20 protein-coding genes are annotated in these 20,717 nt (G+C 62.3%); 7 read left to right on the forward strand and 13 right to left on the reverse strand.

Features of this window, described 5'->3' with window-relative positions:
* Positions 1 to 71 precede the first annotated feature (71 nt).
* Positions 72 to 239, reverse strand: a complete 168-nt coding sequence (locus IV109_RS00675) for a hypothetical protein (protein ID WP_296690896.1) — start codon at positions 237 to 239, stop codon at positions 72 to 74.
* Between IV109_RS00675 and IV109_RS00680 the strand changes: the two genes are divergently transcribed.
* Positions 238 to 1,608, forward strand: coding sequence for an acetate kinase (locus IV109_RS00680; protein ID WP_296690897.1), 1,371 nt, complete (start codon positions 238 to 240; stop codon positions 1,606 to 1,608). The two genes, IV109_RS00675 and IV109_RS00680, sit on opposite strands and share 2 nt — an antisense overlap.
* 10 nt (positions 1,609 to 1,618) lie before the next feature.
* The gene (locus IV109_RS00685) at positions 1,619 to 2,158 is read left to right on the forward strand and encodes a flavodoxin (RefSeq protein ID WP_296690898.1); all 540 of its coding nucleotides are present in this window, start codon (positions 1,619 to 1,621) and stop codon (positions 2,156 to 2,158) included.
* A gap of 57 nt (positions 2,159 to 2,215) precedes the next feature.
* Here IV109_RS00685 and IV109_RS00690 read toward each other — a convergent pair whose 3' ends face one another.
* The 11 genes from IV109_RS00690 to IV109_RS00740 all read right to left on the reverse strand — a co-directional run bounded on the left by IV109_RS00690 (position 2,216) and on the right by IV109_RS00740 (position 13,520).
* On the reverse strand, positions 2,216 to 3,070 hold the full coding sequence (locus IV109_RS00690; protein WP_296690900.1) for a PEP-CTERM sorting domain-containing protein: 855 nt from the start codon (positions 3,068 to 3,070) through the stop codon (positions 2,216 to 2,218).
* Between the two features lie 194 nt (positions 3,071 to 3,264).
* On the reverse strand, positions 3,265 to 4,977 hold the full coding sequence (locus IV109_RS00695) for an AMP-binding protein (RefSeq protein WP_296690902.1): 1,713 nt from the start codon (positions 4,975 to 4,977) through the stop codon (positions 3,265 to 3,267).
* Positions 4,978 to 5,201: 224 nt separating this feature from the next.
* Positions 5,202 to 5,579 (reverse strand): response regulator, encoded by a 378-nt coding sequence (locus IV109_RS00700; RefSeq protein WP_296690903.1) that lies wholly within the window; start codon positions 5,577 to 5,579, stop codon positions 5,202 to 5,204.
* Positions 5,580 to 5,634: 55 nt separating this feature from the next.
* The gene (locus IV109_RS00705; RefSeq protein WP_296690906.1) at positions 5,635 to 7,077 is read right to left on the reverse strand and encodes a sensor histidine kinase; all 1,443 of its coding nucleotides are present in this window, start codon (positions 7,075 to 7,077) and stop codon (positions 5,635 to 5,637) included.
* A 62-nt stretch (positions 7,078 to 7,139) separates the two neighbouring features.
* On the reverse strand, positions 7,140 to 7,403 hold the full coding sequence (locus tag IV109_RS00710; protein ID WP_296690908.1) for a phosphopantetheine-binding protein: 264 nt from the start codon (positions 7,401 to 7,403) through the stop codon (positions 7,140 to 7,142).
* On the reverse strand, positions 7,400 to 8,572 hold the full coding sequence (locus tag IV109_RS00715; protein ID WP_296690910.1) for a dihydrolipoamide acetyltransferase family protein: 1,173 nt from the start codon (positions 8,570 to 8,572) through the stop codon (positions 7,400 to 7,402). Before IV109_RS00715 ends, IV109_RS00710 begins: the two co-directional genes overlap by 4 nt.
* A complete protein-coding gene (locus tag IV109_RS00720) occupies positions 8,569 to 9,558 on the reverse strand; it encodes an alpha-ketoacid dehydrogenase subunit beta (RefSeq protein ID WP_296690912.1) in 990 nt (329 codons plus the stop codon). Before IV109_RS00720 ends, IV109_RS00715 begins: the two co-directional genes overlap by 4 nt.
* A complete protein-coding gene (gene pdhA / locus IV109_RS00725) occupies positions 9,558 to 10,595 on the reverse strand; it encodes a pyruvate dehydrogenase (acetyl-transferring) E1 component subunit alpha (protein ID WP_296690913.1) in 1,038 nt (345 codons plus the stop codon). Before pdhA ends, IV109_RS00720 begins: the two co-directional genes overlap by 1 nt.
* Complete coding sequence (acsA, locus tag IV109_RS00730; RefSeq protein ID WP_296690915.1) at positions 10,592 to 12,379, reverse strand: acetate--CoA ligase; 1,788 nt, start codon at positions 12,377 to 12,379, stop codon at positions 10,592 to 10,594. Before acsA ends, pdhA begins: the two co-directional genes overlap by 4 nt.
* Positions 12,380 to 12,384: 5 nt before the next feature.
* The gene (locus IV109_RS00735; RefSeq protein ID WP_296690917.1) at positions 12,385 to 12,837 is read right to left on the reverse strand and encodes a CBS domain-containing protein; all 453 of its coding nucleotides are present in this window, start codon (positions 12,835 to 12,837) and stop codon (positions 12,385 to 12,387) included.
* A gap of 29 nt (positions 12,838 to 12,866) precedes the next feature.
* Positions 12,867 to 13,520: a BON domain-containing protein gene (locus IV109_RS00740; protein WP_296690919.1), complete on the reverse strand. Its 654-nt coding sequence runs from the start codon at positions 13,518 to 13,520 to the stop codon at positions 12,867 to 12,869.
* Between the two features lie 290 nt (positions 13,521 to 13,810).
* Here IV109_RS00740 and IV109_RS00745 point away from each other — a divergent pair, with 290 nt between their 5' ends.
* Both IV109_RS00745 and IV109_RS00750 read left to right on the forward strand, forming a co-directional pair.
* Positions 13,811 to 14,227, forward strand: a complete 417-nt coding sequence (locus IV109_RS00745) for a PAS domain-containing protein (RefSeq protein WP_296690921.1) — start codon at positions 13,811 to 13,813, stop codon at positions 14,225 to 14,227.
* Between the two features lie 52 nt (positions 14,228 to 14,279).
* Positions 14,280 to 15,131 (forward strand): Crp/Fnr family transcriptional regulator, encoded by an 852-nt coding sequence (locus IV109_RS00750; RefSeq protein WP_296690922.1) that lies wholly within the window; start codon positions 14,280 to 14,282, stop codon positions 15,129 to 15,131.
* Between the two features lie 26 nt (positions 15,132 to 15,157).
* On the opposite strand, the gene groL is transcribed toward IV109_RS00750, so the two are convergent.
* Positions 15,158 to 16,789, reverse strand: coding sequence for a chaperonin GroEL (gene groL, locus IV109_RS00755; RefSeq protein WP_296690923.1), 1,632 nt, complete (start codon positions 16,787 to 16,789; stop codon positions 15,158 to 15,160).
* 181 nt (positions 16,790 to 16,970) lie between these two features.
* On the opposite strand from groL, the gene IV109_RS00760 reads away from it, so the two are divergent.
* The 3 genes from IV109_RS00760 to IV109_RS00770 all read left to right on the forward strand — a co-directional run bounded on the left by IV109_RS00760 (position 16,971) and on the right by IV109_RS00770 (position 20,670).
* Positions 16,971 to 17,414 carry an Hsp20/alpha crystallin family protein gene (locus IV109_RS00760; protein ID WP_296690925.1) on the forward strand — a complete coding sequence of 148 codons (444 nt, stop codon included), beginning with the start codon at positions 16,971 to 16,973 and terminating at the stop codon, positions 17,412 to 17,414.
* Positions 17,415 to 17,629: 215 nt separating this feature from the next.
* Positions 17,630 to 20,224, forward strand: coding sequence for a PAS domain S-box protein (locus IV109_RS00765; RefSeq protein WP_296690926.1), 2,595 nt, complete (start codon positions 17,630 to 17,632; stop codon positions 20,222 to 20,224).
* A complete protein-coding gene (locus IV109_RS00770; RefSeq protein ID WP_296690928.1) occupies positions 20,221 to 20,670 on the forward strand; it encodes a response regulator transcription factor in 450 nt (149 codons plus the stop codon). Before IV109_RS00765 ends, IV109_RS00770 begins: the two co-directional genes overlap by 4 nt.
* The last annotated feature ends 47 nt before the right edge of the window (positions 20,671 to 20,717 follow it).

Genomic DNA, 20,717 nt, shown 5'->3' on the forward strand with positions numbered 1-20,717 from the left:
TGGCGGCGCCAGGAGTGGACTGATTTGGCCGGTAGCGTAAGTGGCACTGTTGCCGGGCCTGTTGATATTTGTCACTGCAAGCGCGGCAATGCCGGATGGCGCTTTGTCTGTGGTTTGAGTTTTCGCAACACGGTGCGGCGCGCGCTTTTGAATACTTGCACCACCTCTGTTGAAGCAACGGATTGTGAGTTTTTTGCTTTTTGGAATGCTATTTTTGATTCGCCGGAGAAATGCGCCATGGCACTTTTTAAAATCCCCGCCCTCAGCACAACAAGTTGTGCCGTGATGCTGTTTCTGGCCAGCGTGTCGCATGCGCAATCCCTCGTCAACACGCCGGAGGAACTGGAGGCGAAGCTGGAAATCCTGTCCCGGGAACTGGCCGAGCAAAAGACCCGGCTGGCTACCCTGGAGCTTGCGCATCGGCAGTACCAGCAGCAAAAGGAGCGGCTGGAGTTTCTGGAGCGCCAGGTCGAGGCGCAGCAGAGCAGTCTGGATGCCATGCGCGATATCGTGGCCTGGGATGTACTGGCCCTGCAGCGCGGCGCGGGGCGGGTCGGGTCGGGCGAGAGCCCGGTGGGTGGCGGCGAAACGCTGGCGCAGGCTGCCACCAGCGAACAGGCCCCGGTAGGGCGGGCGCCTGCGGCCGAAGGACGGCCACCCGAGGTGGCGCCCATTTTCGAGCAGCCGGGTGTTCTCACGGCGCCGGGACACTACGTCCTGGAGCCCTCGTTCCAGTATGGTTACTCCTCCAGCAACCGCGTGGCCCTGGTGGGTTACACCATCATTCCCGCGCTGTTGATTGGCTTGGTGGATGTGCGCGAAGTCAAGCGCAACACAGTCACGGCAGCGCTGTCGGCCCGGTTCGGCATCACCCGCCGGCTTGAGCTGGAAGTCCGCGCGCCCTACGTCTACCGGACAGACTCCACTGTGAGCCGCGAAGTGGCCAACTCCACCGCCACGGACAGCGTTTTCTCCGCCAATGGCATGGACATGGGCGACCTCGAATTCGGTGCCCGCTACCAGTTGAACGACGGTGGCATCGACAAGGCGTACTACATCGGCACCCTGCGCTTCAAGACGCGCACCGGCAAAGACCCGTTCGAAGTCGTGACCGATTGCATACAGCGTTGCCTGGGCAACGCCAATGGTTCGGGCTTGCCGCTGGACTTGCCCACCGGCTCGGGGTTTTATTCGCTTCAGGTCGGCGTGACGGCACTCTATCCGTCCGATCCGGCCGTGTTTTTTGGCAGCATCACCTACATGCACAACTTTGCGCGCGACAACGTCAGTCGCAAAGTTCGCAATGGCGAGGAGGAGTACCTGGGAACCATTGCGCCCGGAGGGGTTGTGGGTTTTAACTTCGGCATGGGCCTGGCGCTCAACGAAAAATCATCCTTCAGCATCGGCTACGACCACAGCTCGGTAGGCCGGACCGAAGTCCGTGGCGAGGTAGCGCCAGGCTCGGTCAGAACACAGCTGGCCACACTGCTGCTGGGTTATTCGTACCGCCTGAGTCCAAAGACCTCGCTCAACGTTTCGGTGGGAGCCGGGCTCACGCGTGACACACCGGACGTCTCGCTGACTGTCCGCTTGCCGATGACGTTTTGAGAGGCCTTGCATGTCAAAAATTCTGGTGGTCTACTATTCACGAACCGGGTACACGCGAACCATTGCCGGTCGCGTGGCACGGGCCTGCGGGGCGGATCTGGACCAGATTGAGGGTTACAAGACGCGGGCGGGTGCATGGGGCTACATGCGCTCGGCAGTGGGTGCGGTCATGCACCTGGATGCGCCCATACTGCGCCCCCGCAACGAGCCCGGTGGCTATGACCTGATCCTGATCGGAACGCCCGTATGGTGCAGAAACGTGCCCGGCCCGGTGCGTACCTACATCAAGGAGAACCGGCAAGCCTTCAGACGGGTGGCCTTCTTTTGCACCTATGGCGGTTCGGGTCAGAACAAGGTCTTGCGTGACCTGGAGATTCTCGCCGGCCGGCCGGCACTCGCCACATTCGCCATCACGGACAGCGAGGTGGCCAGCAAGTTGTACAACCGCCGGCTGTCCAAATTTGTTGCCAAGCTTCAGAACACCTCCAAGTTCATCGGGCAGCCCAGCCATGGTGAGCCCCTGTTTGATGACAATCTGATCGGCCTGTGAAGCGTCAATGCTGAAGCGGGCGCACGCAGCGCCCGCTTTCAACCCCCTGGACAGCGCTTACATGGTCTTGTTGCGCCTTCTGACCAGTGCCAGGCTGCCCATCGCCAGGCTCAGCAAGGCCAGGCTGCCGGGCTCGGGTACGGCGCTGATGCGCACACCCATGTCCTGGAAGTCATGGTCGCCCGAAGCCGGCAGATCGGTCAACCCCGCGTAAATCGAGGTGCCGGTTCGCAGGAACTGCGCCGCTGCCAGGTAGGGATCAACCCCCAGGAAAAAACCTGGCGCCTCGCCCAAGGCCGTATCCGGGTTGCCGTCAGTCCCGTTGTTGGTGAGGGTGACGCCCGCACCGGTGCGGTACATGAAGGGCAGCAGGCCCGCGCCAAAATGGAAGGTGAACTGGCTCACGGTATCGACACAGGCTGGTGTCGTTGCATTGGCCATGGTGCAGGGCGTCGTGCTGCCGCCGAACAGCTGCTGGTCGCCCGCATCAATCACCCAGTTATTGTTCCTGTCGATCCAGAACTCATTGGCCAGGCCCGAGTCGCCCTTGCCCACGTACTGGAAGGTCACATCGGCGGCCTTGTCCAGCGTCAGGTAAGACGAATGAAAACCCGAGGTGCCCGCACCAAGGACGGGCTCGGTGGAGAAGCCTGCGGGCGTGGGGCTGCTGGTGGGCCAGTTGCCTTCGGCGCTGGGCAAGCCGGGTCCGCTGACGCCCCCCGCTCCGTTAGGGTACAGGGTGCCGCCCGCATCACCAATGACCTCCTGATGGAAGTTATTTCCCGTGGTGCCGGTAGGCGTGCTGATTTGCAGCAACGGCGTGGCACTTGCTGTGCCCACTGTGCCCGCCACAGCACAGACCCCCCAAACTGCGCTGGCGAGCAGTCTTCGCTTGATGGTTCGTGATTTCATCGCTAACTCCTTTTTGTTGACATTCATGAATGCTTTGTTGCGCCAGGAATGCCATCGCAAACGATGCTCAAGGCCCTGACAAATCAAGTATCCAAAGCACCTTGTGCTGTGAGTTGATTTTTCTCACAGCAGCCACCTGCCAAGCGCCGTGTACCAGGTTCATTTGATCTCGCTGCAGCTTCAATTGATGCACATCACTGCGCTGCGATGCCGGTCTGGGAGCTGGCGCTGGCAAGCACGGATTCATCGCGCAATTGCCGTCGCAAAATCTTGCCCAGATTGGTTTTGGGCAGCGGTTCGGTGCGGAACTCCACAATCTTCGGGATCTTGTAGTCCGTCAGGTGCTGGCGGCAGTGCGCAAGCAGGGCTTCCCGGGTCAGGCTCTGGTCGGCCTTGACCACCACGATCTTGACCGCCTCGCCAGAGCGCTCGTCAGGCACGCCCACGGCGGCCACCTCGGCCACGCCGGGATGCATGGCCACGGCATCCTCAATCTGGTTCGGAAACACCTTGAAGCCCGAGACGATGATCATGTCTTTCTTGCGGTCCGTGATCTTGAAGTAGCCGCGCTCGTCCATGAACCCCATGTCGCCTGTGCGCAACCAGCCGTCTTTGGTAAACACCTTGGCGGTCTCGTCGGGCCGGTTCCAGTAACCCGGCATCACCTGCGGCCCGCGAATGGATAACTCGCCCACCTCGCCGCGTGGCATCTCGTTACCGTCATCATCCAGAACGGCCGCTTCTGTTGAGGGAAACGGCATGCCGATGGTGCCGGTCCAGTCCTCGATGTCAAGCGGGTTGCAGATCGCGCCAGGCGAGGTTTCGGTCAGCCCGTAGGCCTCGATGATGGGCACCCCGGTAGCCTTCTTCCAGCGCTCGGCCACCACCCGCTGCACCGCCATGCCACCGGCGTTGACCACCTTCAGGCTGTGCGACTTCACCTCGGAAAATTCCGGGGCATCCAGCAAGGCGCGGTACAACGTGTTCACGCCGATCATGGCCGTGACCGGGTATTTCTTGAGGTCATGAATGAAGGCGTCCATGTCCCGCGGGTTGGTGATCAGGATGGTGTGCGCGCCAATCTTCATGAACACCAGGGCGGAGTTCAGCGCATACACGTGGTACAGCGGCAAGGGGCAGACGAAGATTTCCTTGCCGTCAAGCAGGTCGTGTGCGATCCACGCGCCCACCTGCTGCAGGTTGGCCACCATGTTGCCGTGCGTCAGGATCACGCCCTTGGCCACACCGGTGGTGCCACCGGTGTACTGCAGGAACGCGATGTCGCTTTGCGCCAGTGGCACGTGGTTCAGCGTCACGGCCCGCCCGGCACGCAGGGCCGCGTTGAACTCGGTTACATCGGCAATGTCCCATTGCGGCACCAGCTTCTTCACGTACTTGACCATGAGGTTGGTCACCAGTTCCTTCACCATGGGGAACATGTCGCCCACTTCCGTGGTGATGACGGTCAGGCTCATGGCGGGGTTTCTGTCGAGTACCTCCTGCAATGTGTGAGCAAAGTTCTCCAGCACCACGATGGCCACCGCACCCGAGTCCTTGAGCTGGTGCTCCAGTTCGGTGGCGGTGTACTGGGGGTTCACATTCACGACCACCAGCCCGGCCCGCAACACGCCAAACAGTGCGATCGGGTACTGCAGCAGGTTGGGCAGCATCAGGGCAACCCGGTCGCCCTTGTGCAGGCCCAGCAAATTTTGCAGGTAGGCGGCAAAGTCGCGACTGTGCTCGTCCAGTTCCGCGTAGGTCATGGTCGCCCCCATGTTGCTGTAGGCGGGTAGGTCGGCGAAGCGATCGCAACTGGTTCTCAGCACATCCCTGAGCGAGGCGAACTCCTTGGTGTCGACCTCGGCAGGCATGTTCTTCGGGTAGTGATTGAGCCAGACTTTCTCCATGGTGAATCCCCTGTTTCTGCGTCCGCGAATCCCCGCCACGACGACGGCCGTGGGGTCCGCCAACCAGACCAGTTTAGAAACGGGACGCCGCCTTCATTTGAGTTTTCGCAAGGCAACCGCATGCCTGTTTGGCACAAGTTTGTGACATGGGGGAATAATCTTGTCCCCACAGATGGGGACCCCCGTCAACTTATCCGGGGCGCTGGGGCTTGCAAGCAGAGAGGCTATGGATTTGCAAGCGCATCCTCAATCACCGTACGCAGATCACATTCGGCAAATGGCTTGGTCAGATAGCCTGAGGGCTTCGCGAGCATGGCGCGTTCGCGCGTGGCATCGCCATCGAAGGCGCTCAGAAACACACAAGGCAGGTCAAACTGCGTCCGGATGGCCTGAGCTGCTGAAATTCCGTCCATCTCTCCCGCCAGATGGATGTCCATCAATATGAGGTCGGGGCGCAGATGGCCGGCAGCTTCGATGGCCCTTTCGCCCGTTTTCACAGGCCCCACCGCGTCATAGCCCAGGTCCTTCAGTTGCATGAAAATATCAAAGGCAATGATGGCTTCATCTTCAACCAGCAGAATGCGCGGGGGGTTCAGCGACATGGTGGTGACCTTTTAAAAATAAATGCCCGCGTTCCGGGCCGGCAGCTTCTGTTCATCAGGCAGGCATCACCAGCAGGCTGGGTGCCATTGCCCGGAACGTCACGGAGAATTTGGCGCCCTGCATTCTCTCGGCATCAACCTGCCACTGACCGTCGATCTGACTTGTCAATTGCGTGACGAGTTGCAGACCCAGGGAGGTTTTCTGCCTTTCCTCGAAGTTGTGGGGCAACCCTATTCCCGTGTCGCTCACGCTCAGACACCACTCCTCGGGATGGGCGCGGGATGGCTGCAATTCCAAGGTGACGTCGCCCATATGCCCTTCGGGAAAACCGTGCTTGAGACAGTTGGACAGCAATTCATTGGTCAGCAGTCCGCAGGGGATGGCCTGCTCGACGTCCACTGTGACGGACCCCATGTTGAGACGCAATTGCACGGAGTCCGCAATGATCAACTGCGTCTTGAACGCATTGATCGCCAGCTGGGTCAGATAGTCACCCAGGTCCACCGATGCGAACCTGCCGGACCGGTACAGGGACTCGTGCAGGAGCGACATGGATCGAATGCGGCCCTGCATTTCGCCCAGGACCGCCCTGGTGTCGCCTTGCGTGCTGCGCCGACTCTCCAGCCGCAGCAGGCTGGTGATGACCTGCAGATTGTTTTTGACCCGGTGGTGAACTTCCTTGAGCAGGGCTTCCTTTTCCTGGAGCGACTGGCGCATCGCGTCGGTGGTTCGCTGCCGGTCAGTGACGTCGCGCAGGATGACCGTGAAAATCTTGCCTTCCTCGTTGTCCATATGCGATATGGAGGCTTCTGCGGGGAACTCTTCCCCGTTGGCTCGCAAGCCCATCACTTGTCCGAGCTTGCCCATGCTGCGCGTGGTGCGGCTTTCCTTGCCGAAGGCTTCAACCTGGGCTTTGTGGGGTGCTCTAAAACGCGCAGGTATGAAATTTTCTATCGACTGACCGATGGCATCCTGGCTGGAAACACCAAAAATGGTGGTTGCTGAAGCATTGAAATGAACGACGCGCATCGATTCGTCAACTGAAATGATGGCGTCCATGGCGCCCTCCAGAAGACCGAGCAGCCGGCGCGACTGGCGTTGCTTGCGTTCGGTGATGTCACGGGCGATTTTGGACACCCCGACAATTTTTCCGCTTGCATCCCTGATGGGAGAGGCCGTCACGGAGACGTCCAGGAATTGCCCGGACTTCGATACACGCCGCGTCTCGAAATGTTTGACTTTTTGTCCGGCGCGGAGTTTGTCGAGAATTCGGTCTTCTTCATCCGCCAGCTCGACAGGGATCAAACGCAAGATGGACTGGCCAATCATCTCCTGCGCCGTGTAGCCAAAGATCTGTTGCGCACCCAAATTCCAGCTGGTGATGATCCCGTTCAGGTCCTTGCCCAGGATGGCGTCATCGGACGAGTCGACGATGGCGGCAAGCAGCTCACTTGCCAATGGGGATTGCTCTGGGGGGTGCGCTGTGTTTTCCTGCATTCAGGCAAGGTAACACGTGGCCTCTGAGGCCCTGCCGAAAAACCATGAAGGCAGTATGCCTTTTAGACCTGAGGTTTGTCGATTCGGCTCGCCAGGTAGTTCACCACCGTATCGAGGGAAACCAGTTGGGCATAGTCCGATTCCGGGATGTTCACGCCAAAGCGCTCATGCAAGCTCACCAGAAAATTAAGCCAGTCCATCGAGTCCAGATCCACCTGCTGGCGCAAGGACCGTGCTGGCACCAGCGTATCGGCCTCCACCTCCGGCGCGATCGCGCGCAGCAGCGTCACCACCGTTTGCATGAGGGCGTTGCGCTCCGGTGTCATGTCGGGTGCTCCTGTGAGTCCGCAGGGCTGGCGTCGCCGTCCGTGAGCAGCTGCGCTTGCTGTAGCTGCTCACGCAACTCCACCAGAAACAGCGCGCCACGGTGCCCATCGGAGGCACGATGGTCTGCTGCCAGCGTGGCGCATACCACGGGCTGCACGCCAAGCTGACCGTCCTGGACCCATGGGCGCAGGTTGATGCTGCCAAAGCCCACCAAGGCCACCTGCGGCGGGTAAATCACGCCGAACACCGACTGCGCGGATTGATCGCCCAGGTTGGTGATCGTGATTGTGGGGTCGGACATCTCCGAGCTGCGCAAGGAGCCGGCCCGGGCGCGCTTGACCAGATCGGCCAGTTCACGCATAAGTTGCTCCAGCGGCTTGTCCTGCACGTCATGCAGGGCGGGTGCTACCAGGCCGCCACCCCGCAAGGAAATGGCCACCCCGGCGTGTACCGCGGCACTGGGTATGAACTGGCCATCGCGGTAGAAGCCGTTGAGCTCGGGTGTGCGGCGCAGGGCGCGTGCCACGGCCTTGATCAGCAGCACGGCGGGCAGGATGCGCTCGGTGAGCGGCAGATTTTTGTTGCGCTCTTGCAGCCAGTTTGTGGCCGCTTGCAGCGGGATGGTTTCACTCAGGTAGTAGTGCGGGATTTCACGTTTGGAGCGGCTCATGGCCGCTGCAATGGCGCGGCGCATTTCCTTCTGGCGGTCGGGCGCTGCCGGGGGCGGGCTCGTTGGCGGCTGGGCTGCTGCTGCCGCTTCGATGTCTGCCAGGGTTACCGATCCCTCCGCCCCCGTGCCACTCAGGGCGTCGGGATCAATCCCGAGTTCCCGCGCGCGCTTGCGGGCAGAGGGCGATACCGCGTGTCTTGTGGGCGCCCGGCTGGCCTTGGCTGGCAGGGGTGCCGGCTTTGCCACGGGTGCCGCCACTTCGCCCGGCTCCAGCAGTGTCGCCAGCACCGTGCCCACGGGCACTTTTTCGCCGGGCTGCACCAGCAACTCGGACACCACGCCGTCGTGCCAGATTTCCACATCCACGGCGGCCTTGGAGGTGTCCACCACCGCCACCACCTGGCCCCGCTGGACGGTATCGCCGGGCTTCACCTGCCATGCCAGCAAAGTGCCCTCGTCCATGTCGGCTCCCAGCGAAGGCAATTCAAAACGGATCATGCTGAAACTCCCATCAAGGCGCGCGCTGCCGCCACAATTTTCGGCACCTGCGGCAGTGCCGCTTCTTCCATGTGGCGGGCGTAGGGTATGGGGACCTCTTCGCTGCACACCCGGGCCAGCGGCGCGTCCAGGTCAAAAAAAGCCTGCTCGCAAATGCGTGCCATCAGTTCGGCGGCCAGGCTGCCCGAGCGCCAGCCTTCATCCACCACCAGCGCGCGACGGCACTTGCGCACCGAAGCCATCACCGTGGCGTCATCCAGCGGACGCAACACCCGCAGGTCGATCACCTCGGCGGAAACGCCCTGCGCCCCCAGTTCCTCGGCGGCGCGCAATGCCTTGGGCAGGCAGCCGCCGTGGGTGATGAGGCTCACGTCGCTGCCGCTGCGGCGTACCCTCGCCGTGCGAATGTCCAGTGGCTGCGTGTCAGTCGCTGGCAGCTCGCCTTGCATGTTGTAAAGCTGGGCGTGCTCGAAGATCAGCACCGGGTCGGGGTCGGCCAGCGCGGGTGCCAGCATGCCGCGTGCATCTTCCACCGTCGCCGGCGCCAGCACGCGCAGGCCTGGCACGTGGGCGTACCAGCCCTCGAAGCTGTTGGAATGCTGTGCCGCCACCTGGCGCCCCGCGCCTGTGGCCATGCGGATCACCACCGGCACCGAGAATTGCCCGCCTGACATGTGGCGCAGCATGGCCGCCGTGTTCACAATGGCGTCCAGCGCCAGCAGGCTGAAGTTGACGGTCATCACCTCCACAATCGGGCGCATGCCTCCCAGTGCTGCGCCAATGCCCGCGCCAACAAAGCCCAGCTCGGACAGCGGTGTGTCGCGGATGCGCTCAGGCCCGAACTCGTCAAGCAGCCCTTTGGACACGGCATAGGTGCCGCCATAGCGGCCCACGTCTTCCCCCATCAGGAAGGCCCGGGGATCGTTTTGCAACGCCTCGCGCAGCGCTTCACGCAGGGCTTCGCGGTAACTGGTGGTTGGGGGCATCAGGCGGCTCCCGGAGGGCTGTACACGTCGCGCAGCAAATCCTCCACCGGCTCCCAGCTGCCGGCCTCGGCAAAGGCCACGGCGGCGTCCACCTCGGACTGGGCTGCTGCCTCCAGCGCCAGGAACTCGGCCTCCGTGAGGCTGCCCTGCGCCTTGAGCCGCGCGCTGTAGGTGTGAATCGGCCCGCGGGTCTTCCAGGCCTCGACCTCCTTCTTGTCGCGGTACAGGTCCGGGTCGAACATGGAGTGGGCGCGAAAGCGGTAGGTTTGAAGTTCCACAAACATCGGTCTGCCATCGCTGCGCACCCGCTGTGCGGCGTACTGCACGGCCTCATGCACCGCCACCACATCCATGCCATCGACCTGCAGGGTTTCCATGCCATAGGAGGCCGCCTTCACGCACAGGTCGGTTTGCGATTCGGAGCGGGCCAGTGCCGTGCCCATGGCGTACAGGTTGTTTTCGCAGCAATACAGCACCGGCAGCCGCCACAGCGCGGCCAGGTTCATGGCCTCATGAAAGGCCCCCTCGGCCACGGCGCCTTCGCCAAAAAAACAGGCGCTGGCAGCGCATCGCCCGCTCATCTTGTCGGCCAGCGCAAGACCCGCGGCCAGAGGCAGGCCACCGCCCACAATCGCCTGCCCGCCAAAAAAACGGTGAGCCCGGTCGAACAGGTGCATGGAGCCGCCACGCCCGCGCGAGCAGCCCTCCTGCTTGCCAAACATCTCGGCCATGATGGCGCCCATGTCCAGCCCGCGCAGCAGGGCGTGGCCATGCTCACGGTAGGTGGCCACCACGTTGTCCTCGGCCTGCAATGCCCGCAGTGCGCCGCAGGCCACCGCCTCCTCCCCGATGTAGAGGTGCAAAAAGCCGCGAATCTTTTGCTGGCCATACAGCTCGGCCGCTTTTTCTTCCATGCGGCGAATACGCAGCATGTCGGACAGCATGCTCAAGGCAAAGGGCTTGTCCCACGGCACCGGCCCAGAAGGTGGCGCAGGTGGTGCGGACGCAGATACCGCAGGGGCACGGGATGCATTCATGCACCACCCTCCAATGTGGATGTGTCACCTTCGGGCAGACCAAGTTCACGGGCCTTGAGCAGGCGGCGCATGATCTTGCCGCTGCGGGTGCGCGGCAAGCTGGGCAGAAAAGCAATCTCCTTGGGTGCCACCGCCGCGCCCAGGCGCCTGCGCGCATGGGCCGAGATGTCCATGCGCAGCGATTCGCTGGCCTGGTAGCCGTCCTTCAGGGAGATGAAGGCCTTCACCACCTCGCCCACCACGGGTTCGGGTTTGCCGATCACCCCGGCCTCGGCCACCGCCGGGTGTTCCATCAGGGCGCTTTCCACTTCGAAGGGGCCAATCAGGTGGCCCGCCGACTTGATGACGTCGTCCGCGCGCCCCACAAACCAGAAGTAGCCGTCTGCATCGCGGCGCGCCAGGTCGCCAGTCAGGTACCACGCATTGTCCGGACCGGCAAAGCATTTGCGGTAGCGCGCCTCGTTGTTCAGGTAGCCGCGAAACATGGAGGGCCATCCGGCTTTCAGCGCCAGCTCGCCTTCCACATCCGGGGTGTCAATGACCCGAACGCGTGGCGCTTCGTCCTGCGCTTCCAGGTGCTCGACGATGAAAGCATCCACGCCCGGCAGTGGGCGGCCCATGGAGCCGGGCTTGATGTCAAACGCGGGCGTGTTGGCAATCATGATGCCGCCGGTCTCGGTCTGCCACCAGTTGTCGTGAATCGGCAGGCCCAGCGCCTCCTGGCCCCACCACACCGCCTCGGGATTCAGGGGCTCGCCCACGCTGGCCACAAAGCGCAGGGCGGGGAAATGGTGCTGGCGCGCCAGATCGGCGCCGGCCTTCATCAGCATGCGGATCGCGGTGGGCGCGGTGTACCAGACGGTGATGCGCTCCTGCTCCAGCAGGGTGTACCAGCGCTCGGCGTCAAACTCCTCGCGGTCAATCAGGGAGGTGACGCCATGCAGCAGCGGCGCGATGATGCCGTAGGACGTGCCCGTGACCCAGCCCGGGTCCGCCGTGCACCAGTAGCGGTCGTCGGGGTGCAGGTCCAGCGCATAGTGTCCGGTCGCATGGTGCGTGACCACGGCGCCGTGCACATGAACGGCACCCTTGGGCGTGCCGGTGGTGCCGCTGGTGAAGTGCAGCAGGGCCGGGTCATCGGCCTGCGTCGAAACCGTGGTGAATTCGTCCGTGGCCTCGTGCATCAGCGTGGCCAGATCCAGCGTGTCCGGCTCAAAGGTGAAGCCACCATCTTCGGCGACCAGCAGCACATGGCGAAGTGAGGGCATCTGGGAGCGCATCTGCTTCACTTTTCGCTGGTAAATCAGATCGGTCGTGACCAGCACCTGGCCTGCACCGAGCTTGATGCGCGTGGCAATGGGCTCGGGGCCGAAGGCGGAAAACATGGGTGTCACCACCGTGCCGTTCTTCAGGGCGCCCAGCACGGCCACATAGAGTTCGGGAATGCGCCCGGCCAGCACAAACAGGTGATCGCCCTGGCCCACGCCAAGGCTGCGCAGCACGTTGGCAAAGCGGTTGGTTTGGCGCGCCAGTTCGGCGTAACTCAACTCAAGCGGCGTGGCGTTGCGCGCGACAAAACGCAGGGCCACGCGATCGCGCAAGGCGCCACCGGCGTGCCGGTCAACCGCTTCAAACCCGATGTTGATGCCGCCCCCGGGCAGGCCCTGCAAGGCATCGCGCGCCAGGTCCCATGAGAAGTTGCGGCGCGCGCCCTCAAAGTCACTCCAGTGCGGTGCTGGCCGAAGGTTTGCCGGGGTCTTGTGAATGACAGTGGTTCGTTCCATGTGCATCAGCCTCTTTGCGTGATTTCCCGGTCTCTTGCGCCCGTTACGCCGGTCACCAGCGTAGCCAGCTCGCGGGTCAGCAGCACCAGCAGATCCTCCATGGTGACAATGCCCACCAGCCGCCCCTGCTCGTCGGCAATGGCAAGACGGCGCAAGCGGTGCGCGTTCATCAGCTGCACGGCATCCATCGCGTCCATGTCGGGCCGGGCCAGCACCAGGTTCACCGACATGATGTCGCCCGCGGTGAACACCTCGGGGTCCAGGCCCTCGGCCATCAGGCCCAGCACCAGATCGCGGTCCGTGACAATGCCGATGGGGCGACTCTTCTCCTGGGCGTCCACCACCACCAGCGCGCCAATGTGGTGCTTGCGCATGACCTGGGCTACCACCAGCGCGGGTGTATCGGGCTCCACCACGGCCACCACCGCCGTGGCAAAGTCCTTCAGTTGTGTGGCCATGGCTGTTCTCCCTGCGAATCCAAATCGGTTTAACCTTCGATCGTCAGCTCGTTCTTCACGCGGCTCACCCCCGGTGCCGACCACGTGGCGCCTTCGGCGGCATTGCTTTCCGCCCAGGAATGGACCCGTCCCCGCAGAGTGGCAACGCTGCCATCCATCAGGATTTCGATGCGCTTGGCTTCGCGCACGGCCTGGCGAATCAGTGCGTCCTGGATGCGATTGCTGACATTGGCCGGAATCGGCAAGGCCTTGAGCCGGATGTTGTCTGTAATGCCCAGCACTCCTTTGAGCGGGCGGATCATGCGCTCCACAGCGCGGCGCTGCTGGTTCGTGTCCAACTCGCCCGCCAGAGTCACCCAACCTTTCTCCACGGTCACCTTGATCCGATCCGGCGGCACTACCGTGCTCCAGCTCAGTGCGTGCTCCACCGCAAGCGCAATTTCGGTATCGCTGCGTTGGTGAATGCCCAACGGAATCACATCAAGCTCAAGTGCGACGGCCTTAACGCCACTGACCCGCTCCGCAGCGCGTTTGGCGGCCACTTTTTGGGCGTAGGAATCCAGGTGCCCGGTCAGGGTCACCACACTTTCGCTGACGGCCACGCCCACCCGGGCTTCCGGTACCAGCGGGTCCCATGCCAACTCGGCCAGCACATCGCGCTTGAGGTCTGAATCTGTTTTCATAGTTGCTCCTGACAAGTGAAAAAACTGATTTCTTTTTTCCAGAATAGACCGGCGGATTGCTCCAGCCTTGAGAAAAGTCAAGAGAGCCGGCAGTCTGCGCGGCGCGTTTGTCGTGGAGATGGTGTAGGGAAATGCTTTTGAAAAATACCTGAATCCCGGTAGTCAATTTCGGCACATCCGAGTATTTGTCGGCAGCCCATCGTTCTTTACGCTTGGCTTGTACTTTTTCAAATGGTCCCCATCAAACAGGGGCTGGTTTTCAATCCATCCGACACTGGCAAGGAAGAGCAATGTTGACTAAATTTGAGCGCACGATGTCCGACGTGGGCGCTGTGCCAACGCACCATGCAGCACTGAAACTGGACGCGCATGGACGCATCACGGAGGCGAACCCTGCTGCGAGCGAGCTGCTCGGCTGCGCCTGTGGCGAACTAGCGGGGCAAGCGGTGTCTGCGGTCATTGCGGGCCTGCCGCTTTCCCCCACCACCCCTGGCTACAACATGGCCTACGCCGTGTTTCACGCAGCCGATGGCGCCTGGGTCCGCAGGACCGCCCGCTTGCCGGATGGGCAACGGATTCCCATTGAGACGGCCTTCTCTGTGAGAGAGGTGGAGGGTCAACGCCCCATCACATTGAGCTTGCGGGCACAGCGGCACAACGTGGTCGAACTCGCATTCGCTCCACTGGCGTCGGCTCCCTGCCTCTGATGCTGAATCCCACTCAAAACCAATACCCACTTGAAACAACCTGGAGAACAAGATGACCGCGCCTTTCAATCCACAGCAGCTTCACGCTACAGACGCTTCCCTTGGACGCGAACCCATCCGCATAGAGCGTTACGACACCCGCAGCCGCGACCTTCGGGCGCTGACCCCCGGGGCCTCCGGCACATTGGGGGCGCCCGTTCCACGGGGTCGCCGGGCGCGTTCGTTCTGGCGCGAGTCGCTGACCCTGATGGAGCAGTATGTGGAGTTTGGAAGGCGCAAGGTGCGCACCGATGACCAGATCTACCAATGCGGTGAGACCTTCGAGACGCTGTACCTGATCAGCTCAGGGCTGTTCAAGATCGTGAACCTGGCGCCCGATGGACGCGAGCAGCCGGCCGGGCTGTTCTTCAAAGGCGACTGGCTCGGATTTGATGGCATCCCTTCCGGGCGTTATGGCTGCTCTGCGATTGCCCTGGACACCGGCGAGTTATGGACCATCCGCTACGACACCTTGTTGCAAGCCAGCGCCAAAGAGCCGCTGCTGATGCGCCTGGTGCTGGCCGCAGTCAGTGCCCAGTTGGCCCGCAACCGCGACGCGACCTTGTCTATGGGAACGCTCTCGGCTGACGCACGGGTTGCGGACTTTCTGTTGCAGTGGGCCAATTCCCTGGCCGAGCGCGGTATGCGCACCGATCAGATCAATGTGCACATGTCCCGTGCCGAAATCGGCAATTACCTGGGCTTGCGGCTGGAGTCTGTGAGCCGGGCGTTGTCGCGCCTGGCACGTTGTGGCGTCATCCATTTCAATGAGCGGGGTCGGCGTGACATCAGCATTCCCGATCTCGATGCCCTGAGTGCGTTCATTCAAAGCAGCAACGATTCTGCCGCTTCCGGTTTGCACTGAGCGCCCTGGCCTGCTTGAGCGGCGGGCTAGAACGCGTCTCTCGCTTCACTGGTCAGTACATCGCTGGTCGGCGGGCGCTTGGGTACGCTGGCAATCATGCAATCGGTGGTCAGGATCAGGCTGGCGATGGACCCCGCGTTTTGCAGCGCCAGGCGTGTCACCTTGGCCGGGTCGATCACACCCATGGCCAGCAGGTCACCGTATTCCCGGGTCGCCGCGTTGTAGCCAAAGGCATGCTGCGTGGATTCATCCACACGGTGCACCACGATGGAAGGCTCGTCCGCGGCATTGATGACAATGCGCCGCAAGGGCTCTTCGAGTGCGCGAATGACGATCTTGACCCCTGAGTCCTGGTCCAGGGTGCTCAGTCGAAGATTCGCCAGCACCTTGCGCGCGCGCAGCAAAGCCACGCCGCCGCCGGGCACGATGCCTTCTTCCACGGCGGCGCGGGTGGCATGCAGCGCATCTTCCACCCGCAACTTGCGCTCCTTCAGTTCGGTTTCGGTGGCTGCACCCACCTTGACCAGGGCCACGCCGCCGGCCAGCTTGGCAAGTCGCTCGTCGAGCTGCTTGCGGTCGTATTCGCTGGTGCTGGACTCGCGCTCTTTGCGGATCAGGGCGACACGTGCCTCAATGGCGCTGCTGCTCCCTGCGCCGCCGATGAGGGTGGTGCTGTCCTTGTCCACCTCCACGCGCTTGGCGTGTCCCAGGTCTTCGAGCTTCACCTTGGTCAGTGTCATGCCCAGTTCCTCGGTGATCACGCTGCCGCCCGTCAGGGCAGCAATGTCCTGCAGCAGGGCACGGCGGCGGTCGCCAAAGCCGGGGGCCTTGACGGCGCAGGTCTTGATCACGCCGCGCACACTGTTGATCACCAGCGTGGCCAATGCATCGCTGTCAATATCTTCCGCCACGACCAACAGGGGGCTGCCGGACTTGGCCACCAGCTCCAGCAGTGGCACCAGATCGGCGATCGAGGACAGGCGCCGGTCGCACAAAAGAATGTGCACGTTCTCCAGCACCGCCGCGCCGCGCTCCACGTTGTTCACGAAGTAGGGGGAGAGGTAGCCCCGGTCAAACTGCATGCCCTCCACCACCTCCAGTTCACTCACCATGCCGGAGCCGTCCTCAATGGACACAGCACCCTCCCGGCCGACCTTGTTCATGGCTTGCGAGATCAGGTCACCGATGGAGCGGTCATTGTTGGCCGAGATAGCCGCCACATGGGCAATCTCCTGCGGGGTGGCGCAGGGCTGTGCCATCTTCTTCAGCTCTGCCACCACCTGTTCGATGGCCTGGTCCATGCCGCGTTTGAGGTCCATGGGGTTCATGCCGGCCGCCAGGTATTTGAGCCCCTCGTTGATCATGCTGTGGGCCAGCACGGTGGCAGTGGTGGTTCCGTCGCCAGCCATCTCGCTGGTGCGGGCCGACACCTCGCGCAGCATCTGGGCGCCCATGTTCTCGAAGTGATCCTCCAGCTCGATGGACTTGGCCACCACCACCCCGGAATTGACAATCTGCGGCGGCCCGAACTCGCGTTCGATGATCACCGTGCGGCCACGCGGCCCCAGCGTCACCTTCACGGCGTCGGCCAGCGCATCCACGCCGCGGCGGATTTTGTCCCGTGCATCTTCCCGGTAAATGATTTTTTTCGCAGTCATGGTCAGTCCTTTCAAGCCAGCTTTTTGCAGATGTTTCAAATGTGCCGGGCACGTGTTTGTCTGCGTTGACAAATCTCAAAACTGGCGTGGCACTGGCGACTAATCTTGACATCGACTCATTCGCATGCACATGGGAATGAGCCAAAGCTTTCATCCATTTTTTCTTATTGAGGTACCTACCATGAGCAACCTGCGTTTGTTTGAGCCACGTCTGTTTGAGCCGGCATTGAGCGACTCCTTCGAGTCCATGTTCCGCCGCTTTATGGCGCCGATGCGCATGGATCTTGAGGGGCCCGTCATGGACATGCGTGTCGATGTGACCGAGGTCGATGGCCTCTACAAGGTCCGTGCCGATCTGCCGGGCGTGAAGAAGGACGACATCAATGTCCGCATTGACGGCAACATTGTCCAGATTGATGCCGAAGTCAAGGAAGAAAAGGAGACCAAGGATCGCGGCGGCAAGGTGCTGCGCAGCGAGCGCTACCACGGCGCGATTTCGCGGGCCTTCTCGGTCGCGCAAGACGTGGACGATGCCAAGGTCTCGGCCAAGTTTGAAGACGGCGTGCTGACCCTGGAGTTGCCCAAGAAGGCCACCGTGGCGTCCAAGAAGATCGCGATTCAGTGACGCCGGTTGCGTGATCGCAGAGCGGGTGTTGCTTTGTGATCACGCATCAATGCTATATTAACAATAGCTAAATGTCCTTTTGATGAAGGGACTTAGGACACATTTGTCATAAAAATGTCAACAGAACAATGCTTGTCCGGATTGACGTTTTGAAAGAATCGTGTTGCCAAATTGAAGTGGATCGACTTAGCATGCGGCGATAGTTACAAATTATCATGAACCCGTCCACAGCCCCATCGGTCAACGGTATTGGCTTGTCGCCAGGGCGTGGCGTCACCTCTCACACCAGTGAGTCGCTGGCATTGCGCCACCGTGCCGAGGCACGCTTTCGGGAGATCGCCTCCCTGTTGCCGCCACGGTCGGGTGAGATCCTGTCGGAGACCGCGCGTGAGATGTTGCACGAGCTGCAGGTTCATCAGATCGAACTGGAGATGCAGAACGAGGAGCTGCGTCGGGCTCAGGGCGAACTGGAGCTTGCGCGGGAGAAGTATTTCGATTTGTATGAGCTGGCGCCGGTGGGCTATTGTTCGGTCGGTCAGTCTGGTGTGATCGTCAAGGCCAACCTCACACTGGCTACGCTGCTGGGTGTGCCGCGCAGCGTGCTGACCCAACGTTTGCTGAGCCAGTTCATCGGTAAGGATGATCAGGGCCTCTACTACCGGCTGCGCCGAAAGCTCATGGCGGCTGGTGAGCCTCAGTCCTGCGATGTGCGGCTGGTCAGGGGCGACACCACGGAGGTTTGGGCCAGTCTGGTCGCCACCGTTTCGCAAGATGAAAAGGGGGCGCCTGTCATGCTGGTGGCCCTGAGCGATGCCAGCGAGCGCAAACGCGCCGATGAACTGGAGCGCAGCAACGCCGTGCTGCTCAGCGCCGAGGCCTTCAATCGCTCGATCATGGACTCTCTCGGGGCCGAGATTGCCGTGCTGGACCGTGACGGGGTGATCGTGGCCGTGAACGAGCCCTGGCGCAGTTTTGGCCGCAGGAATGGCATCGTGGCCGGCAAGATGTCGACCCGAACCGATGTGGGCGCCAATTACCTGTCGGCCTGCCATGTGGACAGCGACTCCCCGGACCATGAGGATGCTGTGAAGGCCAGCCGGGGTATCCAGGCGGTACTGGATGGGCGCTCAACCGGGTTCAGGCAGGAATACCGCTGCCCTTCGCCCTTGCGACCGCACCAGTGGTTCCTGATGAATGTCAGCCCGTTGACGGCGACGGGTGGTGGCGCGGTGATTTTGCACAAGGACATCAGCGAACGCAAGCTGGTTGAGCGCAAGCTGCGCGAGGCCCTGCTGTTGCAGGAAACCATTCTGAATGGCGCAACGCATCCGATCATTGTCACCAGCAACACGGGCGTGATTCGCCTGGTCAACGCCGCTGCTGTGCGCGCCCTGGGCTATGGCCGCCAGGAGTTGGTGAGTCAGCGCTTTGTCACCTGCCTGTTTGATCCTCAGGAACTTCTGGAGCGGGCACAAGAACTGGGCAGGCGGGGGCCTTTGCCGCCGCAGGATGAGTTTTCCCTGCTGATCGGCAAGGCCAAGGCGGGGGAGGCCAATGAGCAGGAGTGGACCCTGATGCGCCAGGACGGCAGCCGCTTTCCCGCCCTGGTGGTCCAGGTTGGTCTGCGCAACGAGGGCGGCCTGGATGGCTATGTGTTTGTCGCGATTGACATCACCGAGCGCAGGCGCAGCAAGCTGGCGGTGATGAACGCCATGCAGGCGGCAGAGAGTGCCAACCTTGCCAAGTCCCGTTTCATGGCGGCGGCCAGCCATGACCTGCGCCAGCCGCTGGCCGCGCTCTCCCTGTATGTCGGGCTGCTCAAGCAGCGCCTGCTGCCGGGCAACGACGAATTGCTGGCCAGCTTGCAGAGCTGCGTTGACAGCCTGAGCGAATTGATGGGCGATCTGCTGGATGTGAGTAAGCTCAGTGCCGGGGTTGTCACGCCCAAGCTGGCCGACTTTGCGGTGGATGCGATGCTGGAGAGCGTGGTCGCCATCAGCTCCGCCGAGGCGCGTCTGAAGGGCCTGGACCTGCGCTTGCGGGGCAAAGGCTGGTTCACCCGCTCGGACCGGGTGCTGTTGCAGCGCATTGTCAGCAATTTTGTCGCCAATGCGATCAGCTACACCGACCAGGGTGGCATCTTGATTGCCTGCCGGCTCCATCAGGGGCGTCAGTGGATCGAGGTCTGGGATACTGGGCACGGCGTCCCGGCGGACAAGAAGGCGCATATTTTCGAGGAGTTCACGCAACTGGAAGACAGCGTGCAGCACCGCGGTAGCGGCCTGGGTCTGGCCATTGCCGCCAAGATGGCCGCAGTGCTGGGTTTGCGTATCCGCATGAGTTCCAGGCCGGGTCGCGGATCGATGTTTGCCGTGGAGCTGCCCGCCGGTCAGATGGTGGTACCTGCCGCAGCCCCGCCCCCGCAGGCCTTGCCAAGGGCGCTGGTGATTGGTGTGGTGGACGACGACACCCAGGTGCTGCCGGCATTGGTTCTGGCGCTGCAAGCCATGGGGCACGAGGTGGTTTCCGCGACAAATACCAAGGACTTCATGGCCTGTCTGGCAGGGCGCAAGCTCGACATCGTGCTGTCGGACTATCGTCTGGCCTCGGCCGGGACCGGGTTTGGGGTGATCGAGGTGGCGCGCTCGCTGTTTGGCGCGGACCTGCCCGCCATCATCATCACCGGCGACACCGATCCGGCGCTCATTCGCAGCATGGCCGATCGCGGCATTGCGGTGCATTTCAAGCCGCTCAAGATGGATGTGCTGCAAGCGCTCATCGCGGATGCAACCCGGACGCGCAAACCATGACGCTGCGTGTGCTGCTGGCCGACGACCATCTGCTGTTCAGAAGTGCCCTGCGCATGAGCCTGGAGGCCATCCCCGGCATTGAAGTCGTTGCCGAGGCCGCCAATGGACGCGCCGCCATTGACGCTGTGGGTCTGAGCCGGGCCGAGGTGGTGTGCATGGACATCAACATGCCCGGGCTTGATGGCATCGAGGCCACGAGTGCGATTCTGGCGGTACACCCGGGGGTGAAGGTGATCGGTTTGTCCGCTCATGTGGACCCGGTCCGGGTGGCGGACATGTTCCGTGCCGGCGCCCTGGGTTATGTGCACAAGAGCCATGCCGGCACCGAATTGCCCGAGGCGATTCTCAGGGTGAACCAGGGGCTTGGCTACCTCAGCCCCGAGCTGGGCGTCGGGGACATGGATGAACTGATGCGCTATGTCGGACCGGCCCACGGTGCCGCCTGAGGCGATGCGGGTGCTGCACGGGGATGTCACTACCGGTATCCGCGTAT

The organism is Rhodoferax sp. (assembly GCF_018780565.1).
In the GTDB taxonomy this organism is placed as follows: domain Bacteria; phylum Pseudomonadota; class Gammaproteobacteria; order Burkholderiales; family Burkholderiaceae_C; genus Rhodoferax.

Bases quoted from the DNA above. Each gene is read 5' to 3' on its own strand.
- IV109_RS00750 (WP_296690922.1), top strand. From the start codon at position 14,280: ATGACCGCGCCTTTCAATCCACAGCAGCTTCACGCTACAGACGCTTCC.
- pdhA (WP_296690913.1), bottom strand. From the start codon at position 10,595: ATGAATGCATCCCGTGCCCCTGCGGTATCTGCGTCCGCACCACCTGCG.
- IV109_RS00740 (WP_296690919.1), bottom strand. From the start codon at position 13,520: ATGAAAACAGATTCAGACCTCAAGCGCGATGTGCTGGCCGAGTTGGCA.
- IV109_RS00765 (WP_296690926.1), top strand. From the start codon at position 17,630: ATGAACCCGTCCACAGCCCCATCGGTCAACGGTATTGGCTTGTCGCCA.
- IV109_RS00720 (WP_296690912.1), bottom strand. From the start codon at position 9,558: ATGCCCCCAACCACCAGTTACCGCGAAGCCCTGCGTGAAGCGCTGCGC.
- IV109_RS00770 (WP_296690928.1), top strand. From the start codon at position 20,221: ATGACGCTGCGTGTGCTGCTGGCCGACGACCATCTGCTGTTCAGAAGT.
- IV109_RS00760 (WP_296690925.1), top strand. From the start codon at position 16,971: ATGAGCAACCTGCGTTTGTTTGAGCCACGTCTGTTTGAGCCGGCATTG.
- IV109_RS00705 (WP_296690906.1), bottom strand. From the start codon at position 7,077: ATGCAGGAAAACACAGCGCACCCCCCAGAGCAATCCCCATTGGCAAGT.
- acsA (WP_296690915.1), bottom strand. From the start codon at position 12,379: ATGGAACGAACCACTGTCATTCACAAGACCCCGGCAAACCTTCGGCCA.
- groL (WP_296690923.1), bottom strand. From the start codon at position 16,789: ATGACTGCGAAAAAAATCATTTACCGGGAAGATGCACGGGACAAAATC.
- IV109_RS00685 (WP_296690898.1), top strand. From the start codon at position 1,619: ATGTCAAAAATTCTGGTGGTCTACTATTCACGAACCGGGTACACGCGA.
- IV109_RS00715 (WP_296690910.1), bottom strand. From the start codon at position 8,572: ATGATCCGTTTTGAATTGCCTTCGCTGGGAGCCGACATGGACGAGGGC.
- IV109_RS00735 (WP_296690917.1), bottom strand. From the start codon at position 12,837: ATGGCCACACAACTGAAGGACTTTGCCACGGCGGTGGTGGCCGTGGTG.
- IV109_RS00745 (WP_296690921.1), top strand. From the start codon at position 13,811: ATGTTGACTAAATTTGAGCGCACGATGTCCGACGTGGGCGCTGTGCCA.
- IV109_RS00680 (WP_296690897.1), top strand. From the start codon at position 238: ATGGCACTTTTTAAAATCCCCGCCCTCAGCACAACAAGTTGTGCCGTG.
- IV109_RS00690 (WP_296690900.1), bottom strand. From the start codon at position 3,070: ATGAAATCACGAACCATCAAGCGAAGACTGCTCGCCAGCGCAGTTTGG.
- IV109_RS00700 (WP_296690903.1), bottom strand. From the start codon at position 5,579: ATGTCGCTGAACCCCCCGCGCATTCTGCTGGTTGAAGATGAAGCCATC.
- IV109_RS00710 (WP_296690908.1), bottom strand. From the start codon at position 7,403: ATGACACCGGAGCGCAACGCCCTCATGCAAACGGTGGTGACGCTGCTG.
- IV109_RS00675 (WP_296690896.1), bottom strand. From the start codon at position 239: ATGGCGCATTTCTCCGGCGAATCAAAAATAGCATTCCAAAAAGCAAAA.
- IV109_RS00695 (WP_296690902.1), bottom strand. From the start codon at position 4,977: ATGGAGAAAGTCTGGCTCAATCACTACCCGAAGAACATGCCTGCCGAG.